Below are 24,344 nucleotides of genomic sequence, written 5' to 3' on the forward strand. Positions count from 1 at the left end.
CCGCCACCGCATCCGGACATGGTTCCGGCGGTACATGTTGAATCGGCTGAGCCGACTGTAAAAATAAAGACGGCCCTGATCAGCTTTTCCACTGGTCAGGGCCGCTCTTTTTTGTGCCCCAGGAGGGAATCGAACCCCCGACCGGCGGATTAGAAGGCCGCTGCTCTATCCCCTGAGCTACTGAGGCAGTTCCGGAGATGAATTCCGGCGCCTCAAAAAGTTTACATTGTCCGCCGTCCGGGCGCCGTCATTGATGTGCGTGGCACCCACTGATCCTCCACAGGCAGCCGCGGGCCGGGTTTTGCACATAGGCAAACTCCTGCCTCGCCGGCAGATTGCGCCAGGGCCATGCTGGTCTTGCCTGCTAGGCAGAACCATAAGGAGACAGGACATAGAGATGAACGACACCATAACGATCAAAGGCTTTGTTGCCACCGACATCACCAGCGGTACAACACCGGGGGGAGTGGCCACCGCCGAATTTCGGATCGCTTCGAACTCGCGTCGGCGTGACAAGGACGGCCAGTGGGTGGATGGCCACACCAACTGGTTCACGGTCCAGGGCTACCGCCATCTGGCCGGCAACATGGGCTGCAGCATCCGGAAAGGCCAGCCCGTCATCGTGGTGGGCACGCTGAGGATCCGCAGCTGGGAGAGGGACGGCAGGGTCTATTACTCGCACACCATCGATGCTGACGCCGTTGGGCATGACCTCACGTTGGGGACCGCCAACTTCACCCGGTCCTCCAGGAAACCGCTCCTCTCGCTCGTGGAACCGGAGCCGCCCCTTGACGCCGGCCGCCCGGCCGGGCCGGAAGGCCCTTTCGACGAACCCGAAGACGGCGATGAGGGCGCTGACGGCGGAGATCCGGCTGCCGCCTACGTTGAGGACACCAATGGCGACCTGCTCGCCCTCAACCTGGAAACGGGGGAGCTCGCCGACTCCCCAGTTTGAGGATGCTCTTGTCAACGCCTCTCGGCCCTCTTGGTTCCTTGGCGGGCAGTGTCGCAGCACCCCCCGGCTGCACCCCTGTCCGCCAAGGTCATGAAGCCCTTGGCGGAAAGTTGGCTCTTGCAGGCGTGGCAGAATGGCACCATGCGGCTTACCCCTGACCACCGGCAGAAGACTCCGGCGGGTGCAGTATCGGCCGCCCCCGCAACTGCCGCGCGTACGGCCATCGCTTCCATAGCTGTTTGGCCCACCGCCCCACGCTGTTTGGTCGTGGCAACGACCGCCGCCGCGCTGCTGGCGGGTCTATCGGGCTGCGTTGGCGGATCGCCCCAAGTCCAGCCTGCTTTATCCGGGCCGGCAACCGCGGCAGCATCCACTGCCGCAGTATCAGCCGGTGCAGGTCCGGCAGCAACGGAAAGCGGCTCCACCGAACCGCTGGCCGGCACCTCCGGGGCGCCATCGGCCCCGGCAGCGGACGCCGCCGCCACCGCAACGGTGACACAGACCGTCACGGATGCGCTGGGACGCCTGGCCGCAGGATCGCCCAAACCGGCCACTGCCCAGGTAACAGATGCACTCACCGGCGCGGGAATCGCGCCGGCAGCATTGCAGGTGTCGCAAAGCCGTACCCCCACCGGCCTCGAAGCCGATGCCATCGAAGCGGCAGTGCTGCAGGGAAAGGACTGTGTCATCGGCCAGGTCCGCGACGGTGCAGTCACGGTAACGGTCCTGCCCGTACTGGCCAGCGGCAAGTGCTTTGTAGGCTCCTGACCTTGCCGCACCGAATGTGAGATATGCCCGCCGACCCACTAGATTTGGAACCATGGCGGAATTTATCTACACAATGACCAAGGCCCGAAAAGCCGTTGGCGAAAAACTCATTCTTGACGACGTAAGCATATCCTTCTTTCCCGGCGCCAAGATCGGTGTTGTGGGCCCGAACGGTGCCGGTAAGTCCACCATCCTGAAGATCATGGCCGGATTGGACACCCCCTCCAACGGTGAGGCCCGGCTCAGCCCTGGCTACACCGTGGGCATCCTCCTCCAGGAACCACCCCTGAACGAAGAAAAAACCGTCCTGGGCAACGTCCAGGAAGGCGTTGGCGAGATCTACGGCAAAATCCAGCGCTTCAACGAAATCTCGGAGGAAATGGCCAGCCCCGATGCTGACTACGACACCCTCCTTGAGGAGATGGGGCACCTGCAGGAAGCCATCGACGCTGCAGACGCCTGGGACCTGGACTCACAGCTGGAGCAGGCCATGGACGCCCTCCGCTGCCCGCCGGCCGACGCCGACGTCACCAACCTCTCCGGAGGTGAGCGCCGCCGCGTAGCCCTGTGCAAGCTGCTCCTGCAGAAGCCTGACCTGTTGCTTCTCGACGAGCCCACCAACCACCTGGATGCTGAAAGCGTGCTGTGGCTTGAACAGCACCTCTCCTCCTACGCCGGCGCCGTCCTGGCGGTCACTCACGACCGGTACTTCCTGGACCACGTGGCCGAGTGGATCGCTGAAGTGGACCGCGGCCACCTTTACCCGTACGAGGGCAACTACTCCACGTACCTCGAGAAGAAGCGCGCCCGCCTGGAGATCCAGGGCAAGAAGGACGCCAAGCAGGCCAAGCGTCTTTCCGAGGAACTCGAATGGGTGCGGTCCAACGCGAAGGGCCGCCAGACCAAGTCAAAGGCCCGCCTGGCCCGCTACGAGGAGATGGCTGCCGAAGCGGACCGGACCCGCAAGCTTGACTTCGAAGAGATCCAGATCCCGCCGGGCCCACGCCTGGGCGGGCTGGTCCTCGAAGCCAAGAACCTCCAGAAGGGCTTTGAAGACCGGACCCTGATCGACGGACTGTCCTTCAGCCTGCCCCGCAACGGCATCGTGGGGGTCATCGGCCCCAACGGCGTCGGCAAGACAACGCTGTTCAAGACGATCGTGGGCCTGGAGCCGCTCGACGGCGGCGACCTGAAGATCGGCGATTCGGTCAAGATTTCCTACGCTGACCAGAGCCGCGGGGGCATCGACCCCAACAAGACGCTCTGGGAAGTTGTCTCGGACGGCCTGGACTTCATCCAGGTGGGCCACGTGGAAATGCCGTCCCGGGCCTATGTCGCCGCCTTCGGCTTCAAGGGCCCGGACCAGCAGAAGAAGGCCGGCGTGCTCTCCGGCGGTGAGCGCAACCGCCTGAACCTCGCCCTCACCCTCAAGCAGGGCGGAAACCTGCTGCTCCTGGATGAGCCCACCAACGACCTCGACGTCGAAACCCTCAGCAGCCTGGAAAACGCGCTGCTGGAGTTCCCGGGCTGCGCCGTGGTGGTCTCGCACGACCGGTGGTTCCTGGACCGGGTGGCCACCCACATCCTCGCCTACGAAGGTGACGAGGAGAACCCCTCCAAGTGGTACTGGTTCGAGGGCAACTTCGAATCCTACGAGGAGAACAAGGTGGAGCGGCTCGGCCCCGATGCGGCAAAGCCGCACCGCGTCACGCACCGCCGCCTCACCCGCGACTAGTAAGCCGCGGCACAAGCGAAAAGCAACAGGCCGGCCCCGGAAGGGTGCCGGCCTGTTGGCGTCCCAGCTACAGGAGCAGGCGGAAGCAAGCCAGGAGCTACTCCGTGGCCGCCTGGCGGATCTGGTGCTCCATGACCTTGGACTGGAAGGCGCCGACCACTTTGTTCTTCAGGTCGGTGGGCACGCGGACCATCCCTTCCTGAGCCACCGACGCCACGTGCTGGCCCGCCTGGTTAAAGATCTTGCCGGTGGCGAGCCCGCGGGCACCCTGCGCGCTGGGGGATTCCTGGACATACAGCAGCCATTCGTCCACCCGTGCCGGGCGGTGCCACCACATGGCGTGGTCGAGGCTGGCGACATTCATCCCCGGGGTTATCCAACTCAGGCCGTGCCGCCGCAGGATGGACTCCAGCAGGGTGTAGTCGCTCGCGTACGCCAGCGCCGCCCGGTGCAGGTTGGGGTTGTCCGGCATGGGGCCGAAGGTCTTCATCCACACGGCGTTGCGTGCTTCCCGCTCGCCCTTCGCCGAAAGATACAGCGGCGGATCAACGTGCCGGATGTCGAAGTGCCGTTCATAGGCCCAGTGCCGCGCCACGGGGTGATCGAACTTGCCCAGCAGGTCAGCTGCGGTGGGCAGCGATTCCGGATCAGGAATCCCGCTGGGCATCACGGATTCGTGCTCAATACCTTCGTCCTCGCCCTGGAAGGAAGCAATCATCGACAGGATGGGCACGCCTTCCTGGTAGGCATGCACACGGCGGGCCGAGAAGGACCTGCCGTCCCGGAGGCGCTGGACACCGAAGGTAATGGGCTTGTTCGCATCCCCGGGGCGCAGGAAGTAGCCGTGCATCGAATGCACAAATCGGTCCGCGGCCACGGTCCTGATGGCGGCGATGAGCGACTGTGCCAGCACCTGCCCGCCGAACACCCGGTGGTGCGGCTGCTGCTGGGACGGGCCCAGGAAGATGTCCTCATCCGTGCGGGCACCCTCGAGCTGTCCAAGGTCGAGCAGGGAAACGAGCGAAAGGGTGGGGTCTTCGTTGGGGAGCGCGAGGAGTCCGGCGTCGGCTTCAGTCATGGTTTGACTCTAGACGGCACCCGGGCACTGCTCAACAAAGGTCGAGCCGGTAGTGTTCTTGGTGTGTCTGATCTCCTCACCTCGTCCTTCCGTTTCGCCGATCCCCGCGACCTCGCTGATTTGAAGACCTTCGCCACGCGGGCAAAAGCAATCGACGACGGCGCCATCCGGCTTCAGGCGGCAGGTTCCGTTCTCGCCGCGTACGTCTGCGTGCTGCGCCCGCGTGTGCTGGGTGAATCGACTCCCACCATCCTGGGGTTGCGCACCATGGCGTTGGCCGAGCCGTCCGGAACGGATGTCACCGTTCCCCTGGCCGCCGTGCTGGACCGCCTTGCCAGGGCAGGGGAGGACGACGTCGAACTGCCGGTTCCGCCGTCCACCGTCACCGAGTCCTGGACCGGGGTGGGCGCTCCCAGGAGCGGGTGGGAGCTCATGGGCCCGCGAAGCGACGCCGCCCTGCGTAAGGCCGCCGAGGCCGGCATCGCCGAAGTGGCCGGCATTGTGCCGGACAAACCCGGCGCGCTAATCGTTAACAATGCCAGGGCCGCAGTCTGGGGAAGGGAGCTCGATGAGACCGGGCTGCCGGCAGGGGCCGCCTTCGCTGCCCTGGCCCTTGGTTTCCTGGGTGACGGCGACCAGAAGCTCTACCGGACAGGGCGCTGGTTCCGGCTATCAGGTCCGCGCGGGCACGTCCTGGCACGGACCGGAAGCGGACTGCTCTAAGCGCAAGAACCCTGCGCTAAGCGCAAAAACTCTGTTTGGGCAGTGTCGGGTTCACTGCCCGGCCGGGCTGTTCACCATCGACAGGGCGGCGCGCTCCATGTAATCCCACAGGGTGCCCTCATACAGCGGCGGCAGCTCAAGTGCGTCCACGGCTTTGCGCATGTGGAACAGCCAGCGGTCCTTGGCTTCCGGCGTCACCTGGAACGGCATGTGGCGCATGCGCAGCCGGGGATGGCCGCGCTCCTCCCCGTATGTGGTGGGACCGCCCCAATACTGTTCGAGGAACATCAGGAACCGGCGCTTGGCCGGTGCCAGGTCCTCTTCCGGGTACATCGGCCGTAGCAGCGGATCCGTGGCCACCCCGTCGTAGAAGACATCGATCAGCTTCACGAACGTTTCGTGGCCGCCCACGGCGTCATAGAAGTTATCGGTGTAGCCGGGCTGGCTGAAGGGATCGTTCTGCATCAGCTGGCGGGGCCGCTGCGGTTCGATGGGGATGGTCATCGCTAGTCTCCGGCTTTCTGGTCAGTCTTTTTGGTCTCGACGGCGCCGTGGTCGCTGCCTTGGTCCGTGGTCCCGTCCGGTGACTCGTGCAGGGGCACGTAGTTGCCCTGGGACCGGTTGCCGACGCGGAGGATCTCACCGTTGCGGAGGTACCAGATGGCGCCGTCGTCAGAACGTACCCGGGTGATGCGCAGGCCCATGGACTCCACCACACCAACAACCTCACTGGTCTCGATCACGTCGCCGATGCCGTACTGGTCTTCAATGGTAATAAAAATTCCCGCCAGGAAGTCCCGGATCAACTGCTGGGCACCGAAGCCGATGGCCACACCAAGGATGCCCACGCTGGTAAGCAGCGGGGCGATGTTGATGTCCAGGTTCTGCAGCACATACATGCCGGTGATGATCACCACCAGCACTCCCACCACGCTGTTCAGCAGGGAGCCTATGGTCTCAGCGCGCTGCACCCGCCGTTCGTGGTCCAGGGCCCGCAACGCCGGCGCCACCCATTTGAAGGTGGGCTTCTTGAAGAGGCTGCTGCCGGAAGCAACTTGCCGCGTGATGCGGGAAATGACGAAAGTGGCCACCAGCCACACCGTGACGCCCACGCCGAGGCTGATCACGATGCCGGTGATGTTGATACCGTCCGGATCATTGGCGGCGGTAGGAAGGATCGACAACGTACTGACCATTTGGGGGAAATACTCCTGGGGGTTTCTCCGGCTGCGGCCGGGATGCGGATACCGGAGCGCCGGTTAAGCCCGGCGCGGATGGCTCTGTTCTCCTTCAACCCTAGCGCCGTAACGTGGCGGCATGCGCATTCTTGTCCTTGGCGGAACCGCCTTCCTGTCCGCAGAAATCGCCCGCCAGGCCGTGGCCGCCGGGGATGATGTCACGTGCTTGGCCCGCGGATCCGTGGCCGCGCCGCCGCCGGGTGTTGCGTGGCTCAAGTCCGATCGTTCGCTGGGGGTGAACGCCTACACGGACGTGGCCAAAGGCGACTGGGACGCTGTTATCGAGGTCGCCAGGGACCCGGTGCCGGCATCGGAAGCGCTGCGCGCCCTCGCGCACCGGGCAGCGCACTGGACGTTCGTCTCCAGCTGCTCCGTGTACGCCGACGCTTCGGTTCCCGATGCCGGGGAGGATGCCGCCCTGCTTCCCGCCCTTGCCCCTGGTACGCCGTCCACGCCGGAAAACTATGGCGAGTCGAAGGTTGCCATCGAGGAGGCAACTCTCCAGGCTGCCGACGGCAAAGCCCATCTCTGCCGTGCCGGCCTGATCGGCGGTCCGGGGGACGGCTCGGACCGGTATGGCTACTGGCCTGCCCGCTTTGCCCGGGACATGAGGCCCGTTCTGGTACCGGACATCGACGACGCCCCGATGCGGGTGATCGACGTCCGGGACCTCGCCGCCTGGATCCTGCTGGCCGCAAAGCGGGGCATTACCGGTGCAATGAACGCACTGGGAGACCAAATCCGGTTCGGCGACTACATCGAGGCGGCCCGGCAGGCGGCGGGTCACAGCGGCGCGGTGGTTCCCGCGGCGGAGACCTGGCTTGCGGAGCAGGGCGTGGACTACTGGGCCGGCCCGGACTCGCTGCCGCTCTGGCTCCCGCCGGGGCACGAGGGCTTTATGGCCCGGAGCAACCAGGCGGCGGTTGACGCCGGCCTGCGGCTCCGCCCCTGGCAGGAGACACTGGCGGACACGTTGGCCGACGAGCGCCAACGCGGGCTGGACCGGCCCAGGAAGGCCGGGCTCTCACCGGAAACGGAGGCGCGCCTGCTCGCCGCCCTGCAGTAGGCCGCCTAAGCCCCGAGACTGCCTAAGCCGGCGGACAATACGGTCAGCCAACCACAGTCTCGGGCTCATGGTGCACCGGAAAGTTCACGCTCCGGGCGATGAAGCAGACCTGGTTCGCCTCGTGGTGCAGCCGGGCCGCGAGGTCCCCCTGGCCCGCGTCCGCAACCGTCACGTGCGGGTGCAGCGTGACGCTTTCGAACTGGCCGCTGCCGTCCCGGTTCAGGCGCATCAGCCCGGTGGCGTCGTCCCGGTAGCCGGTCACCACCACACCGTGCTTCACCGCCACATGGAGGTAGGAGAGCATATGGCACTGGGCCAGGGCGGCCAGGAGCAGCTGCTCAGGGTTGTAGCGCTCCCGGTCTCCATGGAAGGTGGGATCTGCCGAGCCCTGAAGGACCGGCAGGCCCGCGATGAGCACGTCGTGGTCGCGCGAGTAGCCGCGGTAGGACGACGTCCCCTCGCCCAGGTTGCCGGTCCACTGGACAGTCAGCGCATAACGGTGTTCATGCAGGCTCATACCGCGGAAACTGCTTCGCCGGGAAGGACGTCAGCCGCGCGGGCGCGCAAGGCCCGGGCCACGCCGTCGCGGTTCTCCAGCATGAGCCGGCGCAGCGCGGCGCTTTCGGGCGGAAGCGACGCCAGGAAGCCATCCGTCCGGTCCACGACGGCCTGCGTGGTCAGCAGGGAGGGGTAGAGCCCGACGACGATCTGCTGGGCAAGTGCGTGCGTCCGGGTCTCCATGATCCCCGGCACCGCCTCGAAATACTTCTCGGCGTACGGTTCCAGCAGTGACCGGTCCAAGACCCGCATAAAGCCGTTGACCGCCGAGCCCTGAAGGGCGTTGGACAGCTCGCCCTTGACCACGATCGATTCCCAGGCCGCGGCTTTGGCCTCCGGCGTGGGGATGGCGGCCTTCGCCTGCGCTGCGGCATTTTGTCCGCTGGAGGTATTGTCCCGCTCCAGCTCGGCGTCGATGCCGTCCTGGCCCAGCCGGCCGCCTGCCACAAGGGACGTCACCAGCTCCCACCGCAGGTCCTGGTCAACAGCCAGTCCGTCCAGGACCAGCGAGCCGTCCAGGAGGCCGCCAATCCGGTCCAGCTGGCTTTCACTGCCTGCCAGCAGGGCAAAGGACTTCACGAACTGCAGCTGCGCGTCCGAGCCGCCGGGCACCACCTCGGACGCCAGCTCCCACAGCTTGTCCGCGGCAGCCACAGCCGTCGCCTTCCGGTGCTCCTCGGCCACGTAAAAGTTCAGGGTGGTGGCCAACTGGCGGAGCTGGACCAGGATCACGGAAGAATCTGTCTCGGCCGCCACGTTGGCAAGGATCAACTCCACGTACCGCCGCGCCGGGGTCTCGCCGTCGCGGGCAGCGTCCCAGGCGGAGTTCCACACCAGGGTCCGCGGCAGGCTGTGGCTGAAGTCCTTCAGGTGCGCTGTGGCGGTGGCCAGCGATTTTTCGTCCAGCCGCACTTTGGCGTAGGCGAGGTCGTCATCGTTGACCAGGATGAGGTCCGGCTGCGCCAGGCCCGCCAGCGCGGGCACTTCGGTCCGTTCGCCGTCGACATCCAGCTCTTCGCGGTGCACCCGCTCCAGCTTCCCGTCGCCATTGAGGTCGTAGAACCCCACGGCCAGCCGGTGCGGACGGATGGTGGGCCACTCTGCGACGGCCGATTGCACAATGGCGAACGATGTGAGCCTGCCGTCGCCGTCCACCTCCAGCTCGGGCTTGAGGGTGTTGACGCCCGCCGTTTCAAGCCACTGCCGTCCCCACACATCGAGGTCGCGGCCGCTGGCCTTTTCCAGTTCCACCAGGAGGTCCCGCAGCTCCGTGTTCTGCCAGGAATGCTTGGCAAAGTACTCCCGCACACCGGCCATGAACTGCTCCGGTCCCACCCACGCCACCAGCTGGCGGAGCACGGACGCGCCCTTCGCGTAGGTGATGCCGTCGAAGTTCACCTCGACGTCCTGGAGATCGTTGATCTCGGCGAAGATCGGATGCGTGGTGGGCAGCTGGTCCTGGCGGTAGGCCCAGGACTTCTCCACCGAGGCGAAGGTGGTCCAGGCGCTGGTGAACGAGGTGGCCTCCACCGCTGCAAGGTGGGACATGTACTCGGCGAAGGACTCGTTGAGCCACAGGTCGTTCCACCAGCGCATGGTGACGAGGTCGCCGAACCACATGTGGGCGAGCTCGTGGAGCACGGTAATGGCACGCCGTTCGATCTGGGCACCGGTGACCTTGCTGCGGAAAACGTAGCCCTCGAGGATAGTCACCGCGCCGGCGTTCTCCATGGCGCCGGCGTTGAATTCCGGCACGAACAGCTGGTCGTATTTCTCGAACGGGTACGGGCAGCCGAACTGCGCCTCAAAAAATGCGAAGCCCTGCCGGGTCAGCTCAAAAATGTTCTCCGCGTCCAGGTACTGCATCAGCGATTTCCGGGCAAAAACGCCCAGCGGGATGACCCGCCCGTCGGAGCTGGTGACCTCGCTGCGCACCGACTGGTACGGGCCCGCGATCAGCGCGGTGACATAGGAGGACAACCGCGGGGTGGGGGAGAAGGACCAGACGGACCTGGCACCGCCGTCCCCGCCGGGTGCGGTTTCCACCGGGGCGGGGGTGGGGGAGTTGGAGATGACGTCCCAGTGCGAGGGGGCAGTGACGGTGAAAGTGAAGGTGGCCTTCAGGTCAGGCTGCTCGAACACGGCGAACATCCGCCGTGAATCGGGAACTTCGAACTGCGTGTACAGGTAGACCTCGTTGTCCACCGGGTCCACGAAACGGTGCAGGCCCTCACCGGTGTTCATGTACGGTGCGTCCGCTACAACGGTGAGCTCGTTGTGTTCCGCGAGCTCCGGCAACTGGATCCGCACGCCGTCGGACACCGCGGCCGGGTCAAGGCTGCGGCCGTTCAGGGTGACGCTGTGCACGGCCGAGGTGACCGCGTCAATGAAGGTGGCGGACCCGGGACTCGCGCTGAATTTCACCGTGGTGGTGCTGCCGAAGACCTTCCCGCCCCGGGTCAGGTCCAGGCTGACGTCGTAGGACTCGACAGAGATCAGTTCGGCACGCCCGCTGGCTTCAGCGCGCGTCAGGTTCAAACCAGGCAAAGTGGGGCCTTTCGAAGGATGGCGACTGCCCGCTGGGGGTGCCCAGCGGGGCGTTTGTTCATTCTTGCATTCCTTCGCGGCTGCAAGTAGCGCGGGTCACAGTGGGTAGGAGTCAGGTGGGAGGCCAGTTGCCGGCGGCGGGAGTAGCGTTAAAACATGGGCAAGTTCATGGAGTCGGTGGACACCAGAGCCTTGCGTTTCGTCGCAGGGTTCCCGGTGATGGTTGCGGTCGCCTTCGTGGTGACCGCCTTCCTGATTCGGGCGGACCTTCCGGAGCCGCTCGCCGTCCGGTGGACGGCCGACGGCGGTGCCTCCTTCGCGCCCTTTGCCGCCTATGTGACGGTCGGCGCGCTGATGATCGTGGTTGCGGGCTGGCTGGTCCTGTCGCAGGCGCTGCCGGTCCGCAGGCCGGTGCTGATGCGGCGGATCATGATGGGAGCAGGATTGTTCCTGACGCTTTTCGTCACCAGCGCCCTTGCGGCAGGGCTGATTGGCCAGGCCGGACTGGCGGACGCCCGGGAATCCCGGGTGGACATGACAGTGCTCGCGCTGGGAAGCGGGGCGGCCGTGTCGTTAGGCGTGACGATCGCCATGGTCTACAAGGCGGACCAGCAATGGTCGCCCGATGACGACCGGGCCCTGCAGCTTGCCATTGCCAGGGAACTGGATCCGGACCTGTCACGGGACAGCATCAGGCTCTGGGTCCATGCCCGCAGCTCGGTCTTTGTGATGATCGGCATTGCCTCGGTGTTTCCTGCCATGCTGATTGCCATCGCCGTGCCCTGGCTCGGAGCCCTGCTTGTGGTCCTGGCAGTGATTGGTGCTGCGTTCCTGTTTGCCCGCATCAAAGCGGACCGCCGAGGCCTTCGGGTGCTGCTGGCCGGCGTGGTGCCGGTGATGGACGTGCCCGCCGGGGCGATTTCCGCAGCCAGCGCGGCCGACATCCGCGCCGCGGACTTTGGCGGGTGGGGCTACCGGCACCACAGCGGAACCGCCGCGATGCTCGTCAGCAGCGGCCCCGCCGTCGTGGTTAAGAAGACCGACGGGCAGCGGCTGGCGGTCAGCGGCGGGAGCCACGACTCGGCAGCGCGGCTCGCGGAGGTTTTGACCCGGGTGGCGGCGAGGGCACGGGGCGGCGGGAACCCCGCGGCAGGGCAGGCTGAGTCCTAGTATCCTTGTCCGTGTTGTCCTGACCCCGGCCTGCACCGTCCGTGCCGGCCGCCAGCGCCCACCGAACGGATTCTGCTCGTGACTTCTTCCCCTGCCTTCCCGCGGGTCCACATCGCCACCGACCATGCAGGCATGGAACTCAGCGCCCACCTCGTCACCCACCTGACTGCCAAGGGGTACGACGTGGTGGACCACGGCCCCAAGGTCTACGACGCCCAGGATGACTACCCGTCGTTTTGCATCAACGCCGCCCTGGCCGTGGTCGCGGACCAGCAGGCCGGCGTCCACGCCCTGGGCATCGTGCTCGGCGGATCCGGCAACGGTGAACAGATCGCCGCCAACAAAGTAAAAGGTGTGCGCGCGGCCCTGGCCTGGAACCACTCCACCGCCACCCTGGCCCGTGAGCACAACGACGCCAACGTAGTGGCCGTGGGCGGCCGCCAGCACACGGTAGAGGAAGCCACTGAGCTGATCGAGGCATTCCTGGCCGAGCCGTTCAGCAATGACGAGCGGCACGTGCGCCGCATCGGCAAGATCGCCGCCTACGAAACCACCGGCGAGGTCATCGAGTAGTGCCGGAAGGCCATACACTCCGGCGCCTGGCGCGGCAGTTCTCGGACGTCTTCGGCGGCCAGCGGCTGGCCGTCTCCAGCCCGCAGGGCCGGTTTAGCGGGGGAGCGGCGCTCCTGGACGGGCGTGTCCTGGTTGCCGCGGATGCCCACGGGAAACACCTGTTCCTGCACTTTGACCACTCTTTGGTGCTGCACGTCCACCTGGGCCTCTACGGAGCATGGAGCTTCGGCGGGGACAGCACCTTTGCCGGGTCATCAAGCATCGGAGCGCCGCGCCGGGTGGGGGAGCAGGAGAGCTTCGACGATGGCGACGGCGGCCGCCCCTACGCGGGTCCCCCCGAGCCCGTTGGAGCAGTGCGTGTCCGGCTGGTGGGCACCAACGGGTGGGCGGACCTGCGCGGGGCAACCACCTGCGAAACCATCACCGCCGCGGAAGCAGAAGCCGTGCTTGCCCGGCTGGGCCCGGACCCGCTGCGGAACCGGCGGGGAGACGCCGGCCGGTTTACCGTCAACCTGCAAAGCCGTACAGCACCGCTGGCAGCCCTGCTCATGGACCAGAAAATCATCGCCGGGGTGGGCAGTGTGTACCGCGCCGAAGTCTTGTTCCGGCGGCGGCTGGACCCCTGGCTGCCTGGCAGGGACGTTCCGGACGCCGAGGCACGCAAGCTGTGGCGCGACGTCGTCTCCTTGATGAACGACGGAGTAGCCGACGGCCGGATCATCACCACCACGCCGCGCTACTGGACGGACAACGGGCTAGGCGGCAACGGGAAAGCCGCCGCGCGCACCCCGGTCACCACCCCGGCTGCGGTCAGTGCCGCCGTCGTCAGGACCGATTCCTACCCTGCCCGCGAAGACGCCCATTTTGTCTACAAACGCCACGGGTTGCCCTGCCGTGTCTGCCGGACCACGGTACTGATGGCAGTACTGGTGGGCCGCAAACTCTACTGGTGCCCGAAGTGCCAGCATCCGGGCTGAGCCAAAACGCCACCGGCTCTGTGGACTAAAGCAAAACGTGGTTTAACGCAGAAGGCCCCTCCGGAGAGGGGCCTTCTGCTATGGAGGGGACGACGGGAATCGAACCCGCGTAATCAGTTTGGAAGACTGAGGCTTTACCATTAAGCTACGTCCCCGAAGGAAGATCCATCTGTAAGCCTAGTACTTCAGGCCTTCACTGATGGGAACTTCGGGCTGGCTGTTCAAGCCGGATATAACTAAACCTAATCCATGGGCTACGTGTCAAATGTGCAAAGACGGCGCGTATCACCGTAGACTTGCCTGTGCACTTACGGGGTGTAGCTCAGCTTGGCTAGAGCGCCTGCTTTGGGAGCAGGAAGTCGCAGGTTCAAATCCTGTCACCCCGACTCTGCGGCCCGGACCTCTCGGCCTGGACAAAACATTGCGTTTGCAGAAACCCATCCCACAATCCCAGGAGTACTTAGACCGTGAAGAGCGCTGTCGAGAACCTCACCCCCACGCGGGTCAAGCTCAATGTTGAGGTCCCCTTTGAGGAATTGAAGCCCAGCATCGACTCGGCCTACAAGACCGTTGCTTCGCAGATCCAGGTCCTTGGCTTCCGTAAGGGCAAGGTCCCCGCAAAGCTCATCGACCAGCGCGTCGGCCGCGGCTACGTCCTGGAGACGGCCATCAACGAAGGCCTCAACGGCTGGTACCAGGCTGCCGTCCAGGAATCCGGCATCCGCCCCCTGAGCCGTCCCGAGGTTGAAATCACCGAGGTTCCGGACCCCTCCGCCACCGACGGTGGCCTGAAGTTCGCCGCCGAGGTTGACGTCCGCCCCGAGATCGAACTCCCGGACTACGCCGGCATCCAGGTCGAGGTTGCCGCAGCCCAGTCCTCCGACGAGGACGTGGACAAGGCCCTGGACGAACTGCGCGGCCGCTTCGGCACGTTGAAGCCCGTTGACCGTCCCGCCGCCGATGGCGACTTCCTCACCATCGACATCACCGCCAGCATCGACGGCGAAGAGGTTGACTCCGCTGCCGGACTGTCCTACCAGGTTGGCGCCGGCACCATGCTCGAAGGCCTCGACGAAGCCGTCACCGGCCTGAGCGCCGACGAAGACGCCATCTTCAACACCACCCTGGTGGGTGGCGACCACGCCGGTGAAGCAGCCCAGGTCAAGGTGGTTGTGAAGGCCGTCAAGGAGCGCGAACTCCCCGAGGCGGACGACGACTTCGCCCAGCTCGCCTCCGAATTCGACACCCTTGCCGAGCTCCGCGAGGACCTCGCCAAGCAGGCTGCCGATTCCAAGGTTGTTGAGCAGGGCGTCGAGGCCCGCGACAAGGTCCTGGACAAGCTCGTTGAGCTGGTGGAGGTTCCGGTTCCGGACTCCGTCGTCGAAGAGCAGCTCGAAGCCCACTTCAAGGAGGGCAACGGCCACGGCGAAGGTGAGCACGACACCGAGGAACACCGTGAAGAGGTGCGCGCCAACACGGCCCGCGCTTTCCAGAACGAGATCATCCTTGACGCCATCGCCGAAAAGGAAGAAGTCAACGTCAGCCAGAACGAGCTGATCGACTACATCGTCAGCACGGCCAGCCAGTACGGCATGGACCCCAACCAGTTCGCCCAGATCATCGATCAGAGCGGACAGGTCCCCATGATGGTGTCCGAGGTTCGCCGCCGCAAGGCCCTGGCTGTAGTCCTGGGCCAGGCCACGGTGACCGACACTGAGGGCAACACCGTTGACCTCAGCGACTTCGTCCGTCCCGGCGGCGAAGAGGAAGCTCCCGCCGTGGAGGCAGAGGAAGCTCCCGCCGTCGAGGCCGAAGAAGCAGCAGCCGAAGAAGCACCCGAGGCTGCCGGCGAGGAAGACAAGGCAGAGGCCAAGGCCTAGCCACGCGGTAATCCAGAATTGAACGGCCCCCGGATCCCAGGATCCGGGGGCCGTTTGCTTTGCGCCAGCATGCCCAACCGCATGTCCGGCCGCAGGCCCAACTGAATGCCCCTCTGGAGGTCCCTCCGGGGGCCGGCCGATCGTGCGCCGTCAGCGAACAGCCCACGGCGCGCGAACAAAACGTCAGTGAAACCGGTTAGTGTCCAAGTAGAGATTTTCAGTGATGTCACCGTCACCAGTGAGAGGTAAGTACACATGTCACAGCACGCAGAGGCCCCCCGGATGGCGACTGTCGATCCTGCAGCCCAGGACAACTACATCTACAACCGCCTCCTCAAAGAGCGGATCATCTGGCTGGGCTCAGAGGTGCGTGACGAGAACGCCAACGCCATCTGCTCGCAGCTGCTGCTCCTGTCCGCCGAGAACCCGGAAAAGGACATCTACCTTTACATCAACTCCCCGGGCGGCTCGGTCACCGCAGGCATGGCCATCTACGACACCATGCAGTTCATCCCCAACGACGTCGTCACCGTCGCCACCGGCCTCGCCGCCTCGATGGGCCAGTTCCTGCTCTCCTCGGGTACCAAGGGCAAGCGTTACGCCACCCCGAACGCCCGCGTCCTGATGCACCAGCCCTCCGGCGGCATTGGCGGCACCGCCTCGGACATCAAGATCCAGGCTGAGCTGATCCTGCACATGAAGAAGGTGATGGCGGAGCTGACGGCCGAGCAGACCGGCCAGACCGTGGACACCATCCTCAAGGACAACGACCGCGACAAGTGGTTCACGGCCACCGAAGCCCTGGAATACGGGTTCTTCGACAAGATCGCCGCCCACGCAGGCTCGGTTGCCGGCGGCGGCGGTACATCGAACAGCAACGGCGCCACGGGCGAGACCCCCTCCGCGAACTAACCGGCACAAGAACACTCAGATCAGGAGCAATAAAAATGAACTACAACTTCGGGTGGTCTGCCGGTAATCTTCCGTCCAGCCGCTACGTCCTGCCCCAGTTCGAGGAGCGCACGCCCTACGGCTTCAAGCGCCAGGACCCATACACCAAGCTCTTCGAGGACCGCATCATCTTCCTCGGCGTCCAGGTGGACGACGCTTCCGCGGACGACATCATGGCGCAGTTGCTGGTGCTGGAATCCACGGACCCGGACCGCGACATCACCCTGTACATCAACTCGCCGGGTGGTTCCTTCACCGCCATGACGGCAATTTACGACACTATGCAGTACATCCGCCCTGAGATCCAGACTGTCTGCCTCGGGCAGGCAGCCAGCGCTGCCGCTGTCCTTCTGGCGGCCGGAACGCCCGGCAAGCGCCTGGCACTGCCGAACGCCCGCGTCCTGATCCACCAGCCCGCGCTCTCCGGCGGCCAGGGCGGCCAGGCCTCCGACCTGGAGATCCAGGCGGCCGAGGTCATGCGCATGCGGTCCTGGCTTGAGGACACCCTGGCGCACCACTCGGGACGGACGTCCGAGCAGGTCAACAACGATATCGAGCGCGACAAGATCCTGACCGCGGAAGAAGCCCAGGTGTACGGCCTGATCGACCAGGTCCTGGATTCCCGCAAGATCAAACCGCAGGCAATTACCAGGTAGCGGTAAAGTAAAGCGCCGGTGGCGCCAATCATTTGGCTCCACCGGCCTTTTCCTTCCACCCTCGGAAGCGAATGTGACCTAGAGTGGATGTTGTCACAACCGGCCCACGCAGGCTGGTGGAGATTCCAGCAACGGTGCAAGGCTGCCTGGCAGCAAGATACTAAGGGGTTCACATATGGCTCGGATTGGCGAGAGCACGGATCTGCTGAAGTGCTCTTTCTGCGGAAAGAGCCAGAAGCAGGTGCGCAAGCTCATTGCCGGGCCCGGTGTCTACATCTGTGATGAGTGCATTGAGCTTTGCAACGAAATCATCGAAGAGGAACTTGCCGAAGTCGCCGATCTTGGCAGCTTCGAACTGCCCAAGCCGCGGGAGATCTTCGACTTCCTGCAGGAATATGTCATCGGCCAGGAGCCTGCCAAGCGCTCCCTCGCCGTCGCGGTCTACAACCATTACAAGAGGATCCAGGCCGGCCACGCCCCCAAGTCGGGCAGCCTCGCCGACGGCGGCCACCACGACGACGTCGAGATCGCCAAGTCCAACATCCTCCTGATCGGTCCCACCGGCTGCGGAAAGACCTACCTGGCCCAGACGCTGGCGCGCCGCTTGAACGTTCCGTTCGCGGTGGCCGACGCAACCGCTCTGACCGAGGCCGGCTACGTGGGTGAGGATGTGGAGAACATCCTCCTCAAGCTCATCCAGGCCGCGGACTATGACGTCAAAAAAGCCGAGCAGGGCATCATCTACATCGACGAGATCGACAAGATTTCCCGCAAGAGCGAAAACCCCTCCATCACCCGCGATGTCTCAGGCGAAGGCGTCCAGCAGGCGCTCCTGAAAATCCTGGAAGGCACTGTTGCCTCCGTTCCTCCGCAGGGCGGCCGGAAGCACCCGCACCAGGAATTCATCCAGATCGACACCACTAATGTCCTGTTCATCGTGGCCGGTGCGTTCGCCGGACTGGAGGAGATCATTGGTTCCCGCTCCGGCCGGAAGGGGATTGGCTTCGGTGCACCCCTGAACGAGGCCAGCAAAAAGATTGATTCCTATGGCGAAGTGATGCCGGAGGACCTGCTGAAATTCGGTCTGATCCCGGAATTCATTGGCCGCCTCCCCGTAATCACCACGGTCTCCAACCTGGACCGGGACGCCCTGATCCAGATCCTCTCCACGCCTAAGAACGCCCTGGTGAAGCAGTACCAGAAGATGTTCCAGATCGATGGCGTCGAACTCGTGTTTGACGACACCGCCCTGGATGCCATTGCCGAGCAGGCCCTGGAGCGCGGCACCGGCGCACGCGGGCTGCGAGCCATCATGGAGGAAGTGCTCCTTCCCGTGATGTTCGATCTCCCCAGCCGCGAGGATGTGGCCAGCGTGGTGATCACCGAGGACGTGGTCCTCCGGGGCGCGGAACCCACCATGATCCCGCACGTCACGAAGCGGCGTAAGACCGCCTGAAAACCTTCCGTTATACACCGTCAGAGGCGGCTGCCCCTTGCGCAGCCGCCTGCACCTGAAGGAGCACACCCATGACTGACACTGCACGAAACAAGGCCGATTTCTGGTTTGACCCGCTGTGCCCGTTCGCGTGGATCACCTCGCGCTGGATCGGCGAAGTGGAGGACGTCCGCGACATCGAAACGGTGTGGCACGTGATGAGTCTTGCTGTCCTCAACGAGGGCCGCGACCTGGAGCCCGCCTACCGCGAGTCCATGGACAACGCCTGGGGCATGGTCCGCGTGATTATCGCGGCCCAGCAGGAGCACGGCCAGGAAACGGTCAAGGCCCTTTATGACGCCATGGGCACCCTGATCCACGAGCGCGGCGAGAAGGACAGGGCCCTGGTCATCACCAAGGCCCTCGCCGAATGCGGCCTCCCCGCCTCACTGGCTGAAGCGGCCACCACAGACGCCTTCGACGAAAAGCTGCGGGCCAGCCACGAGGAAGGCATCTCGCTGGTAGGCCAGGATGTTGGCACACCCGTGGTGGCCTTCAATGGAACCGCATTCTTCGGCCCCGTCCTGACCCGGATTCCACGCGGTGAAGAGGCAGGCAAGCTGTGGGACGCCACCACCGCCCTGGCCTCCTACCCGCACTTCTTCGAGCTGAAGCGCAGCCGCACAGAACGCCCTGAGTTCAGCTGAGACATGCCCTGCCGGCGGTCCGGCAGGAAAGCCGAAGAGCTCCGGCAGAACTACTCGTTTGTAGTTCTGCCGGAGCTCTTGCGCATCCGGACGGGCAGGACAATGATGGTTCTTACCCTCTTCGAAAGAAGAGAGACGCAGGAACCGAAGATTCAGTGATATGTATTTGACGCAGCCATCGGCAAAGCCGGATACAAGCTACCAGTGACGAGGTAGGAAGACCTGAAATTTCCTAGGATCTTGCCAGACCATCAAAGACGTCACCAGATGGCCGAAAAGTCGAAGCCCCACCAACGGCAAAACGCTGATGGGGCTTCCCCTTTGCCCTGAAACAAGTTTCCCAGAGACAAGTTGCCCTGAAACAGGTTGCCCTGCAGCAGGGAGCGCCCAACAGGGGGCGCACCCTGTCAGGCCTGTGCGGGCTCCTCGGTGGCAGCCAGGGCCACATCACTCACGGTGAGTTCGCCGTCGCCCACCACCAGGGTGATCTCGCGGGCGTTTGACGCAGCCTTCAGGTCCGCAAGCCCAGCCTTCAGTTGCGTGGTCAGGGCCTCCGAGGCCGTGATGGTGGCGGACAGGACCTCTGTGCGCTGCTTGACCTTGGCTTCGGACTTGGCCTTGCGGACGCCGCTGAGCGCAACGCCCACGGTTGCCAGCATGGTGGTGTCCCCGCCCGGCACGTCCAGCGGAGCAGGCCAATGGGCGCGGTGGACCGAACCGTTCCGCCACCATCCCCAGACCTCTTCGGTCGCGAAGGGCAGGAAGGGCGCGAACAGGCGCAGCAGGGTGTCCAGGCTGGTGGCCAGGGCCGCGAGGACCGAAGCCTGTTCGGCTTCGCCGGCAGCGCCGTAGGCCCGGTCCTTGATGAGCTCCACGTAGTCGTCCGTGAACTGCCAGAAGAAGCTTTCGGTAATCTGCAGTGCGCGGGCGTAGTCGTAGTTCTCAAACGCTTTCGTGGACTGCGCCACAACCTCGGCGAGCTGGGCCAGGACGGCCCGGTCCAGGGGGTTGGACAGCACCGAGAGGTCACCGGAAAGCACTGATGCTTCGGTGGCGCCGAGGTTCAGCACGAACTTCGAGGCGTTCAGCAGCTTGATGGCCAGGCGCCGGCCGATCTTCATCTGGGCAATCTCGTAGGCGGTATCCGCGCCGAGCTTCGCTGAGGCTGCCCAGTAGCGGACGGCATCGGAGCCGTATTCCTCCAGCACATCGGTGGGGACCACCACGTTGCCCTTGGACTTGGACATCTTCTTGCGGTCCGGGTCCAGGATCCAGCCCGAGATGGCGGCGTGCTTCCAGGGCGCACTGTTCTCCAGGGCATCGGCGCGGACCACCGAGGAGAAGAGCCAGGTGCGGATGATGTCGTGGCCCTGCGGGCGGACGTCAAACGGGAATACCTTGGCGAACAGTTCCTCGTCACGCTTCCAGCCGCCCACAATGTTCGGCGTCAGGGAGGACGTGGCCCACGTGTCCAGGATGTCGGCGTCGCCGGTGAACCCGTTGGGAACATCGCGCTGCGCCTCGTCGAAGCCCGGGGCGGCATCCGCTGCCGGGTCAACCGGCAGCTGCTCGTCGGACGGAACAATGGGGGAGTCGTAGTCCGGGTTGCCGTCGGCATCCAGTGGGTACCAGACCGGGATGGGCACACCAAAGAAGCGCTGGCGCGATACGAGCCAGTCGCCGTTCAGGCCCGAAATCCAGTTCTCATAGCGGGAGCGCATAAAGGCGGGGTGGAAGTCGATTTCCTGCCCGCGCGCGATGAGCCGTTCGCGGCGGTCCTCGTCCCGTCCGCCGTTGCGGATGTACCACTGGCGGGAGGTGACAACCTCGAGCGGCTTGTCGCCCTTTTCGTAGAAGTTCACGGGGTGCATGATCTTCTTCGGCTCGCCGTCCAGCAGCTCGGCGGCGGTGAGGAGCTTCACCACCTCCTCCTTGGCGCTGAACACGGTCTTGCCGGCGATGGCGGCAAAGGCTTCACGGCCGATGTCGGTGGTGATCCACTCCGGGGCCTCGCTGACGATCCGGCCGTCCCTGCCCACGATGGCCCGGGTGGGCAGCTGCAGTTCGCGCCACCAGGTGACGTCGGTCAGGTCGCCGAAGGTACACACCATCGCGATGCCGGAGCCTTTGTCCGCCTTGGCGAGCGGGTGGGCCTTCACTTCCACCTCGACGCCGAACACCGGGGACGTGACCTTCTTGCCGAACAGCGGCTGGTACCGTTCGTCGTCGGGATTTGCCACCAGGGCCGCGCAGGCGGCCAGCAGTTCGGGACGGGTGGTCTCGATGTAGATCCGCTCGCCGTCCTCGGTGAAGAACGGGTAGCGGTAGTAGGCGCCCGGCACCTCGCGGTCCTCGAGCTCGGCCTGCGCCACGGCGGTGCGGAAGGTGACATCCCAGAGGGTGGGCGCCTCGGCCATGTAGGCGTCGCCTGCGGCAAGGTTGGCCAGGAATGCCCGCTGTGAGACTGCCCTGGAATTGTCGTCGATGGTGCGGTAGGTCAGTTCCCAGTCCACGGACAGGCCAAGCGTCTGGAAGAGGTTTTCGAAGACCTTCTCGTCCTCGACGGCCAGTTCTTCGCACAGCTCAATGAAGTTCCGGCGGGAGACCACGTCGAAATCCCGCTGGTTTTTGGCAGGCTGGGCCGGAGGACGGTAGTCCGCGTTGTACGGGATGGCCGGGTCGCAGCGTACACCGTAGTAGTTCTGCACCCGGCGTTCGGTAGGCAGGCCGTTGTCATCCCAGCCCATCGGGTAGAAGACGTTCTTGCCGATCATCCGCTGGTAGCGGGCCAGCACATCGGTCTGTGTGTAGGAGAACATGTGTCCCACGTGCAGCGATCCGGAGGCGGTGGGCGGGGGAGTGTCGATCGAGTAGACCTGCTCCCGGGTAGTGTCCGGGTTGAACTTGTAGGTCCCCTCGGCAAGCCAGCGCTGCGTCAAGGCGGCTTCGAGGCCTTCGAGGGCCGGCTTGTCCGGAACGTTGATGGGGGCGGTGTTGGGCGTGTCTGTACCCTGTTTGTCTTCAGCCATTTGCCAATTGTTTCATGGCCGCGCGTGTCTCCCTGCCCGGCAGCAGACTGGAAGGGCCGGTTCATCCGGGGAAACACGCCGGGGTGGTCTTCGGGCAGGGAAGGTTAGTGTGGTGCCATGACTTCTGACTTCCGGAAAAATGCAGCTTTGGTGACCGGTGCGAGCAGCGGAATCGGGGAGGCAACCGTCCGCGCCCTGACGGCGGAAGGGTGGACAGTTTATGCTGTGGCCCGCCGCGCTGAGCGGCTCGCCGAGCTGGAAGCCGAGACCGGCGCCGTCGCCATTCCTGCGGATATTTCCGCGGACGACGACGTGTCCCGGCTCCTTGCCCGGGTCACAGAAGCGGGGGGTATCGACACGCTTGTCAATATCGCCGGCGGCGCGCGGGGCGCCGACACCGTGGGCCAGGCGAGCACCGAGGACTGGGAATGGATGTACCGGGTCAACGTGCTGGGCACCATGAAGCTCATCCGGGCGTTCCTGCCGATGCTCCGCGCCCACGGCGAGGGAACCGTGCTGAACCTGACCTCCACTGCCGCGCTGGCTCCGTATGAAGGCGGAGGCGGCTACAACGCTGCGAAGTCTGCCCAGCAGGCCATGACCGGTGCGCTTCGGCTGGAGGAAGCGGAGAACAACGTCCGCGTCATCGAAGTGGCTCCGGGGCTGGTGTACACGGAGGAGTTCGCGCTGAACCGGCTCGGTGACAAACAGGCCGCCCAAAAGGTGTACCAGGGAGTGGAAAAACCGCTCACCGCTGCCGACGTGGCGGATGTTGTCAAGTACGCCGTCAGCGCCCCCCACCACGTGAACCTGGACCAGATCGTGATCCGGCCGGTGGCACAGGCCGCCAACCACAAACTGATCCGCAAGGGCTGACGCACGGGCAGAGCCTGCTTTCACTGCAGGACCACTTTCACTGCAGGACCAGGCGGGCCGCCACCGCGGCGTGGTCGGTTCCGGGCAGGGTGACGACGTCCACCCCCGCCACGTCTATTCCCGGGCTGACCAGCACATGGTCCAGGGCCGCGAACGCGGGTGCCGGTGAGTTCACCGGCCAGGTGGGCACCAGCCCCTTGCCGGTTGCCTGCGAGGCATCGGTCAACCCCCGGGCGAGGAGGTCCCGGAATTCCCGGTGGTCCCCGGTGGCGTTGAAGTCGCCCAGCAGGATGGAGTGCCCGGGCGCGCCCTGCCAGAGCATGCCCAGCTGCTGCAGTTCCGCCCGCCACATGGGCGTGTGTCCCGGGCGCGGGGAATCGATATGGACGGCTGTCAGGTGGAGCGGCGCCGCTACCCCGGGGATCATGGCCACTGCCCGGCTTTGGTAGAACACCCACCCGGGTACCCGTTCAGCCTGCTCCAGCGGAAAGCGTGCAAAGAGGGCGTTTCCGGTACCGGCAGAGTCCACGTCGAGCGCCCGGCCGGGCAGAACGGCTGCCAGACCCGCATCATCCAGGGCCTCCAAACCGGCAGGAGCCAGTTCGGGCAGGGCAAGGACATCGATGTTCCGGTTTCTTATCTCGGCCAGCAGGGCCGCGGTGTCTATGCCGGTGGACCCCACGTTGACCGCCATCACCGTGAGTGTCCGCTTGCCGGCAGGCGGGTTTCCAGCAGCTTGCCCGCCCGCGCGAGCCGCGGACTCCAGGTGGCCTACCGCGGCTGAAGGCAGGACACGGTCCACCACCAGGCCGAACTGTGCCGCGAGCACCACGGCAGCCAGTGCGGCCACCAACGTCCGGCCCGGGCGGGGCTTGGCGGGCAGTGCGACGACGGCGGCGGCCAGCCCGGCCGTCGTCGTGATGAGCGCAGCGGGAAAGACGGCCAAAAGCTGGATCCACGGGGTCCCGATGTCCCACGGAACCAGGCGCAGAGCCAGCAGGACGGCACCCGGCGCTGCCAGGACGGCGGCGGACACCGACCACCAGGACACCTTGCGCGGACGCGGTCCGTCACGCCATCCGGTGCCGTTCTTCTGCATACGCTCCATTATTGGTGGCCCGGCCATGGAAATAGTAGACTCGGAAGCGGCTACGACCCGGCTATCACCGGCGAGCTTCCGGAAGAACGCACCAACCGCCACACACGCGGACGGCGTCAGTAGAACCGGACGGGTAAGCCCGTCACAGCAGTCAATGAGCGGCCGGAGCAGGACGGTTCCCCAGGGAGCCGGAAGCGCGCCGGTAAGTGAGGTGGTACCGCGGTGGGCGTGGAGTCCGGCAGGACAACACGGCAGCCGTCCTCGCATCCTGAACGGAACGAAAGGCGCAAGCCGGCAGTTCGCCAAGCTCAACCCAGGATGTC

General features: G+C 65.2%; 21 protein-coding genes and 3 tRNA genes. 15 read left to right on the forward strand and 9 right to left on the reverse strand.

Annotated features, from left to right (window positions below):
* Positions 1-114: 114 nt before the first annotated feature.
* Positions 115-187 (reverse strand) — tRNA-Arg (locus tag BMX78_RS18845).
* A 210-nt stretch (positions 188-397) separates the two neighbouring features.
* On the opposite strand from BMX78_RS18845, the gene BMX78_RS18850 reads away from it, so the two are divergent.
* From BMX78_RS18850 to ettA, 3 genes are all read left to right on the forward strand, one after another.
* Complete coding sequence (locus BMX78_RS18850; RefSeq protein ID WP_091422795.1) at positions 398-955, forward strand: single-stranded DNA-binding protein; 558 nt, start codon at positions 398-400, stop codon at positions 953-955.
* A gap of 267 nt (positions 956-1,222) precedes the next feature.
* The gene (locus tag BMX78_RS18855) at positions 1,223-1,723 is read left to right on the forward strand and encodes a DUF6993 domain-containing protein (RefSeq protein ID WP_286139156.1); all 501 of its coding nucleotides are present in this window, start codon (positions 1,223-1,225) and stop codon (positions 1,721-1,723) included.
* A gap of 52 nt (positions 1,724-1,775) precedes the next feature.
* Positions 1,776-3,458: an energy-dependent translational throttle protein EttA gene (gene ettA, locus BMX78_RS18860; protein WP_091422798.1), complete on the forward strand. Its 1,683-nt coding sequence runs from the start codon at positions 1,776-1,778 to the stop codon at positions 3,456-3,458.
* 97 nt (positions 3,459-3,555) lie between these two features.
* On the opposite strand, the gene BMX78_RS18865 is transcribed toward ettA, so the two are convergent.
* Complete coding sequence (locus tag BMX78_RS18865) at positions 3,556-4,536, reverse strand: acyl-CoA thioesterase (protein ID WP_091422801.1); 981 nt, start codon at positions 4,534-4,536, stop codon at positions 3,556-3,558.
* A 63-nt stretch (positions 4,537-4,599) separates the two neighbouring features.
* Between BMX78_RS18865 and BMX78_RS18870 the strand changes: the two genes are divergently transcribed.
* Positions 4,600-5,259 (forward strand): DUF8185 domain-containing protein, encoded by a 660-nt coding sequence (locus BMX78_RS18870; RefSeq protein WP_091422803.1) that lies wholly within the window; start codon positions 4,600-4,602, stop codon positions 5,257-5,259.
* 51 nt (positions 5,260-5,310) lie between these two features.
* Here BMX78_RS18870 and BMX78_RS18875 read toward each other — a convergent pair whose 3' ends face one another.
* The gene (locus BMX78_RS18875; protein WP_091422806.1) at positions 5,311-5,763 is read right to left on the reverse strand and encodes a globin; all 453 of its coding nucleotides are present in this window, start codon (positions 5,761-5,763) and stop codon (positions 5,311-5,313) included.
* Positions 5,764-5,765: 2 nt separating this feature from the next.
* Positions 5,766-6,455 (reverse strand): mechanosensitive ion channel family protein, encoded by a 690-nt coding sequence (locus BMX78_RS18880; protein ID WP_091422808.1) that lies wholly within the window; start codon positions 6,453-6,455, stop codon positions 5,766-5,768.
* A 121-nt stretch (positions 6,456-6,576) separates the two neighbouring features.
* Here BMX78_RS18880 and BMX78_RS18885 point away from each other — a divergent pair, with 121 nt between their 5' ends.
* Complete coding sequence (locus BMX78_RS18885; protein ID WP_091422811.1) at positions 6,577-7,563, forward strand: Rossmann-fold NAD(P)-binding domain-containing protein; 987 nt, start codon at positions 6,577-6,579, stop codon at positions 7,561-7,563.
* Positions 7,564-7,606: 43 nt separating this feature from the next.
* Here the strand turns inward: BMX78_RS18885 and BMX78_RS18890 are convergent, their stop codons facing one another.
* Together BMX78_RS18890 and pepN are read right to left on the reverse strand one after the other, a co-directional pair.
* A complete protein-coding gene (locus tag BMX78_RS18890; protein WP_091422814.1) occupies positions 7,607-8,080 on the reverse strand; it encodes an OsmC family protein in 474 nt (157 codons plus the stop codon).
* On the reverse strand, positions 8,077-10,668 hold the full coding sequence (gene pepN, locus BMX78_RS18895; protein ID WP_170850879.1) for an aminopeptidase N: 2,592 nt from the start codon (positions 10,666-10,668) through the stop codon (positions 8,077-8,079). Before pepN ends, BMX78_RS18890 begins: the two co-directional genes overlap by 4 nt.
* Positions 10,669-10,824: 156 nt before the next feature.
* On the opposite strand from pepN, the gene BMX78_RS18900 reads away from it, so the two are divergent.
* From BMX78_RS18900 to BMX78_RS18910, 3 genes are all read left to right on the forward strand, one after another.
* On the forward strand, positions 10,825-11,838 hold the full coding sequence (locus tag BMX78_RS18900; RefSeq protein ID WP_091422819.1) for a hypothetical protein: 1,014 nt from the start codon (positions 10,825-10,827) through the stop codon (positions 11,836-11,838).
* Between the two features lie 78 nt (positions 11,839-11,916).
* Positions 11,917-12,411: a ribose-5-phosphate isomerase gene (locus tag BMX78_RS18905; RefSeq protein ID WP_091422826.1), complete on the forward strand. Its 495-nt coding sequence runs from the start codon at positions 11,917-11,919 to the stop codon at positions 12,409-12,411.
* Positions 12,411-13,388 (forward strand): Fpg/Nei family DNA glycosylase, encoded by a 978-nt coding sequence (locus BMX78_RS18910; RefSeq protein WP_091422830.1) that lies wholly within the window; start codon positions 12,411-12,413, stop codon positions 13,386-13,388. Before BMX78_RS18905 ends, BMX78_RS18910 begins: the two co-directional genes overlap by 1 nt.
* Before the next feature lie 81 nt (positions 13,389-13,469).
* Here the strand turns inward: BMX78_RS18910 and BMX78_RS18915 are convergent.
* Positions 13,470-13,543: transfer RNA gene (locus tag BMX78_RS18915), tRNA-Gly, on the reverse strand.
* 156 nt (positions 13,544-13,699) lie between these two features.
* Between BMX78_RS18915 and BMX78_RS18920 the strand changes: the two genes are divergently transcribed.
* The 6 genes from BMX78_RS18920 to BMX78_RS18945 all read left to right on the forward strand — a co-directional run bounded on the left by BMX78_RS18920 (position 13,700) and on the right by BMX78_RS18945 (position 19,017).
* Positions 13,700-13,774, forward strand: a tRNA-Pro gene (locus tag BMX78_RS18920).
* Between the two features lie 81 nt (positions 13,775-13,855).
* On the forward strand, positions 13,856-15,268 hold the full coding sequence (gene tig / locus BMX78_RS18925) for a trigger factor (protein ID WP_091422832.1): 1,413 nt from the start codon (positions 13,856-13,858) through the stop codon (positions 15,266-15,268).
* A gap of 282 nt (positions 15,269-15,550) precedes the next feature.
* Complete coding sequence (locus tag BMX78_RS18930) at positions 15,551-16,180, forward strand: ATP-dependent Clp protease proteolytic subunit (RefSeq protein WP_050054828.1); 630 nt, start codon at positions 15,551-15,553, stop codon at positions 16,178-16,180.
* Between the two features lie 35 nt (positions 16,181-16,215).
* Entirely contained in the window at positions 16,216-16,875 is a 660-nt protein-coding gene (locus BMX78_RS18935) for an ATP-dependent Clp protease proteolytic subunit (protein ID WP_013601337.1), read from the forward strand.
* Between the two features lie 175 nt (positions 16,876-17,050).
* Positions 17,051-18,331, forward strand: coding sequence for an ATP-dependent Clp protease ATP-binding subunit ClpX (clpX, locus tag BMX78_RS18940; protein WP_091422837.1), 1,281 nt, complete (start codon positions 17,051-17,053; stop codon positions 18,329-18,331).
* 71 nt (positions 18,332-18,402) lie between these two features.
* Entirely contained in the window at positions 18,403-19,017 is a 615-nt protein-coding gene (locus BMX78_RS18945) for a mycothiol-dependent nitroreductase Rv2466c family protein (protein ID WP_091422839.1), read from the forward strand.
* Between the two features lie 407 nt (positions 19,018-19,424).
* Here the strand turns inward: BMX78_RS18945 and valS are convergent, their stop codons facing one another.
* Positions 19,425-22,046: a valine--tRNA ligase gene (gene valS, locus BMX78_RS18950; RefSeq protein ID WP_091422842.1), complete on the reverse strand. Its 2,622-nt coding sequence runs from the start codon at positions 22,044-22,046 to the stop codon at positions 19,425-19,427.
* Between the two features lie 117 nt (positions 22,047-22,163).
* Between valS and BMX78_RS18955 the strand changes: the two genes are divergently transcribed.
* The gene (locus BMX78_RS18955) at positions 22,164-22,922 is read left to right on the forward strand and encodes an SDR family oxidoreductase (RefSeq protein ID WP_091422849.1); all 759 of its coding nucleotides are present in this window, start codon (positions 22,164-22,166) and stop codon (positions 22,920-22,922) included.
* Positions 22,923-22,959: 37 nt separating this feature from the next.
* Here BMX78_RS18955 and BMX78_RS18960 read toward each other — a convergent pair whose 3' ends face one another.
* A complete protein-coding gene (locus BMX78_RS18960; RefSeq protein WP_170850880.1) occupies positions 22,960-24,021 on the reverse strand; it encodes an endonuclease/exonuclease/phosphatase family protein in 1,062 nt (353 codons plus the stop codon).
* Between the last annotated feature and the right edge of the window lie 323 nt (positions 24,022-24,344).

The sequence above is a fragment of the Arthrobacter sp. OV608 genome (assembly GCA_900110595.1).
GTDB lineage: Bacteria > Actinomycetota > Actinomycetes > Actinomycetales > Micrococcaceae > Arthrobacter.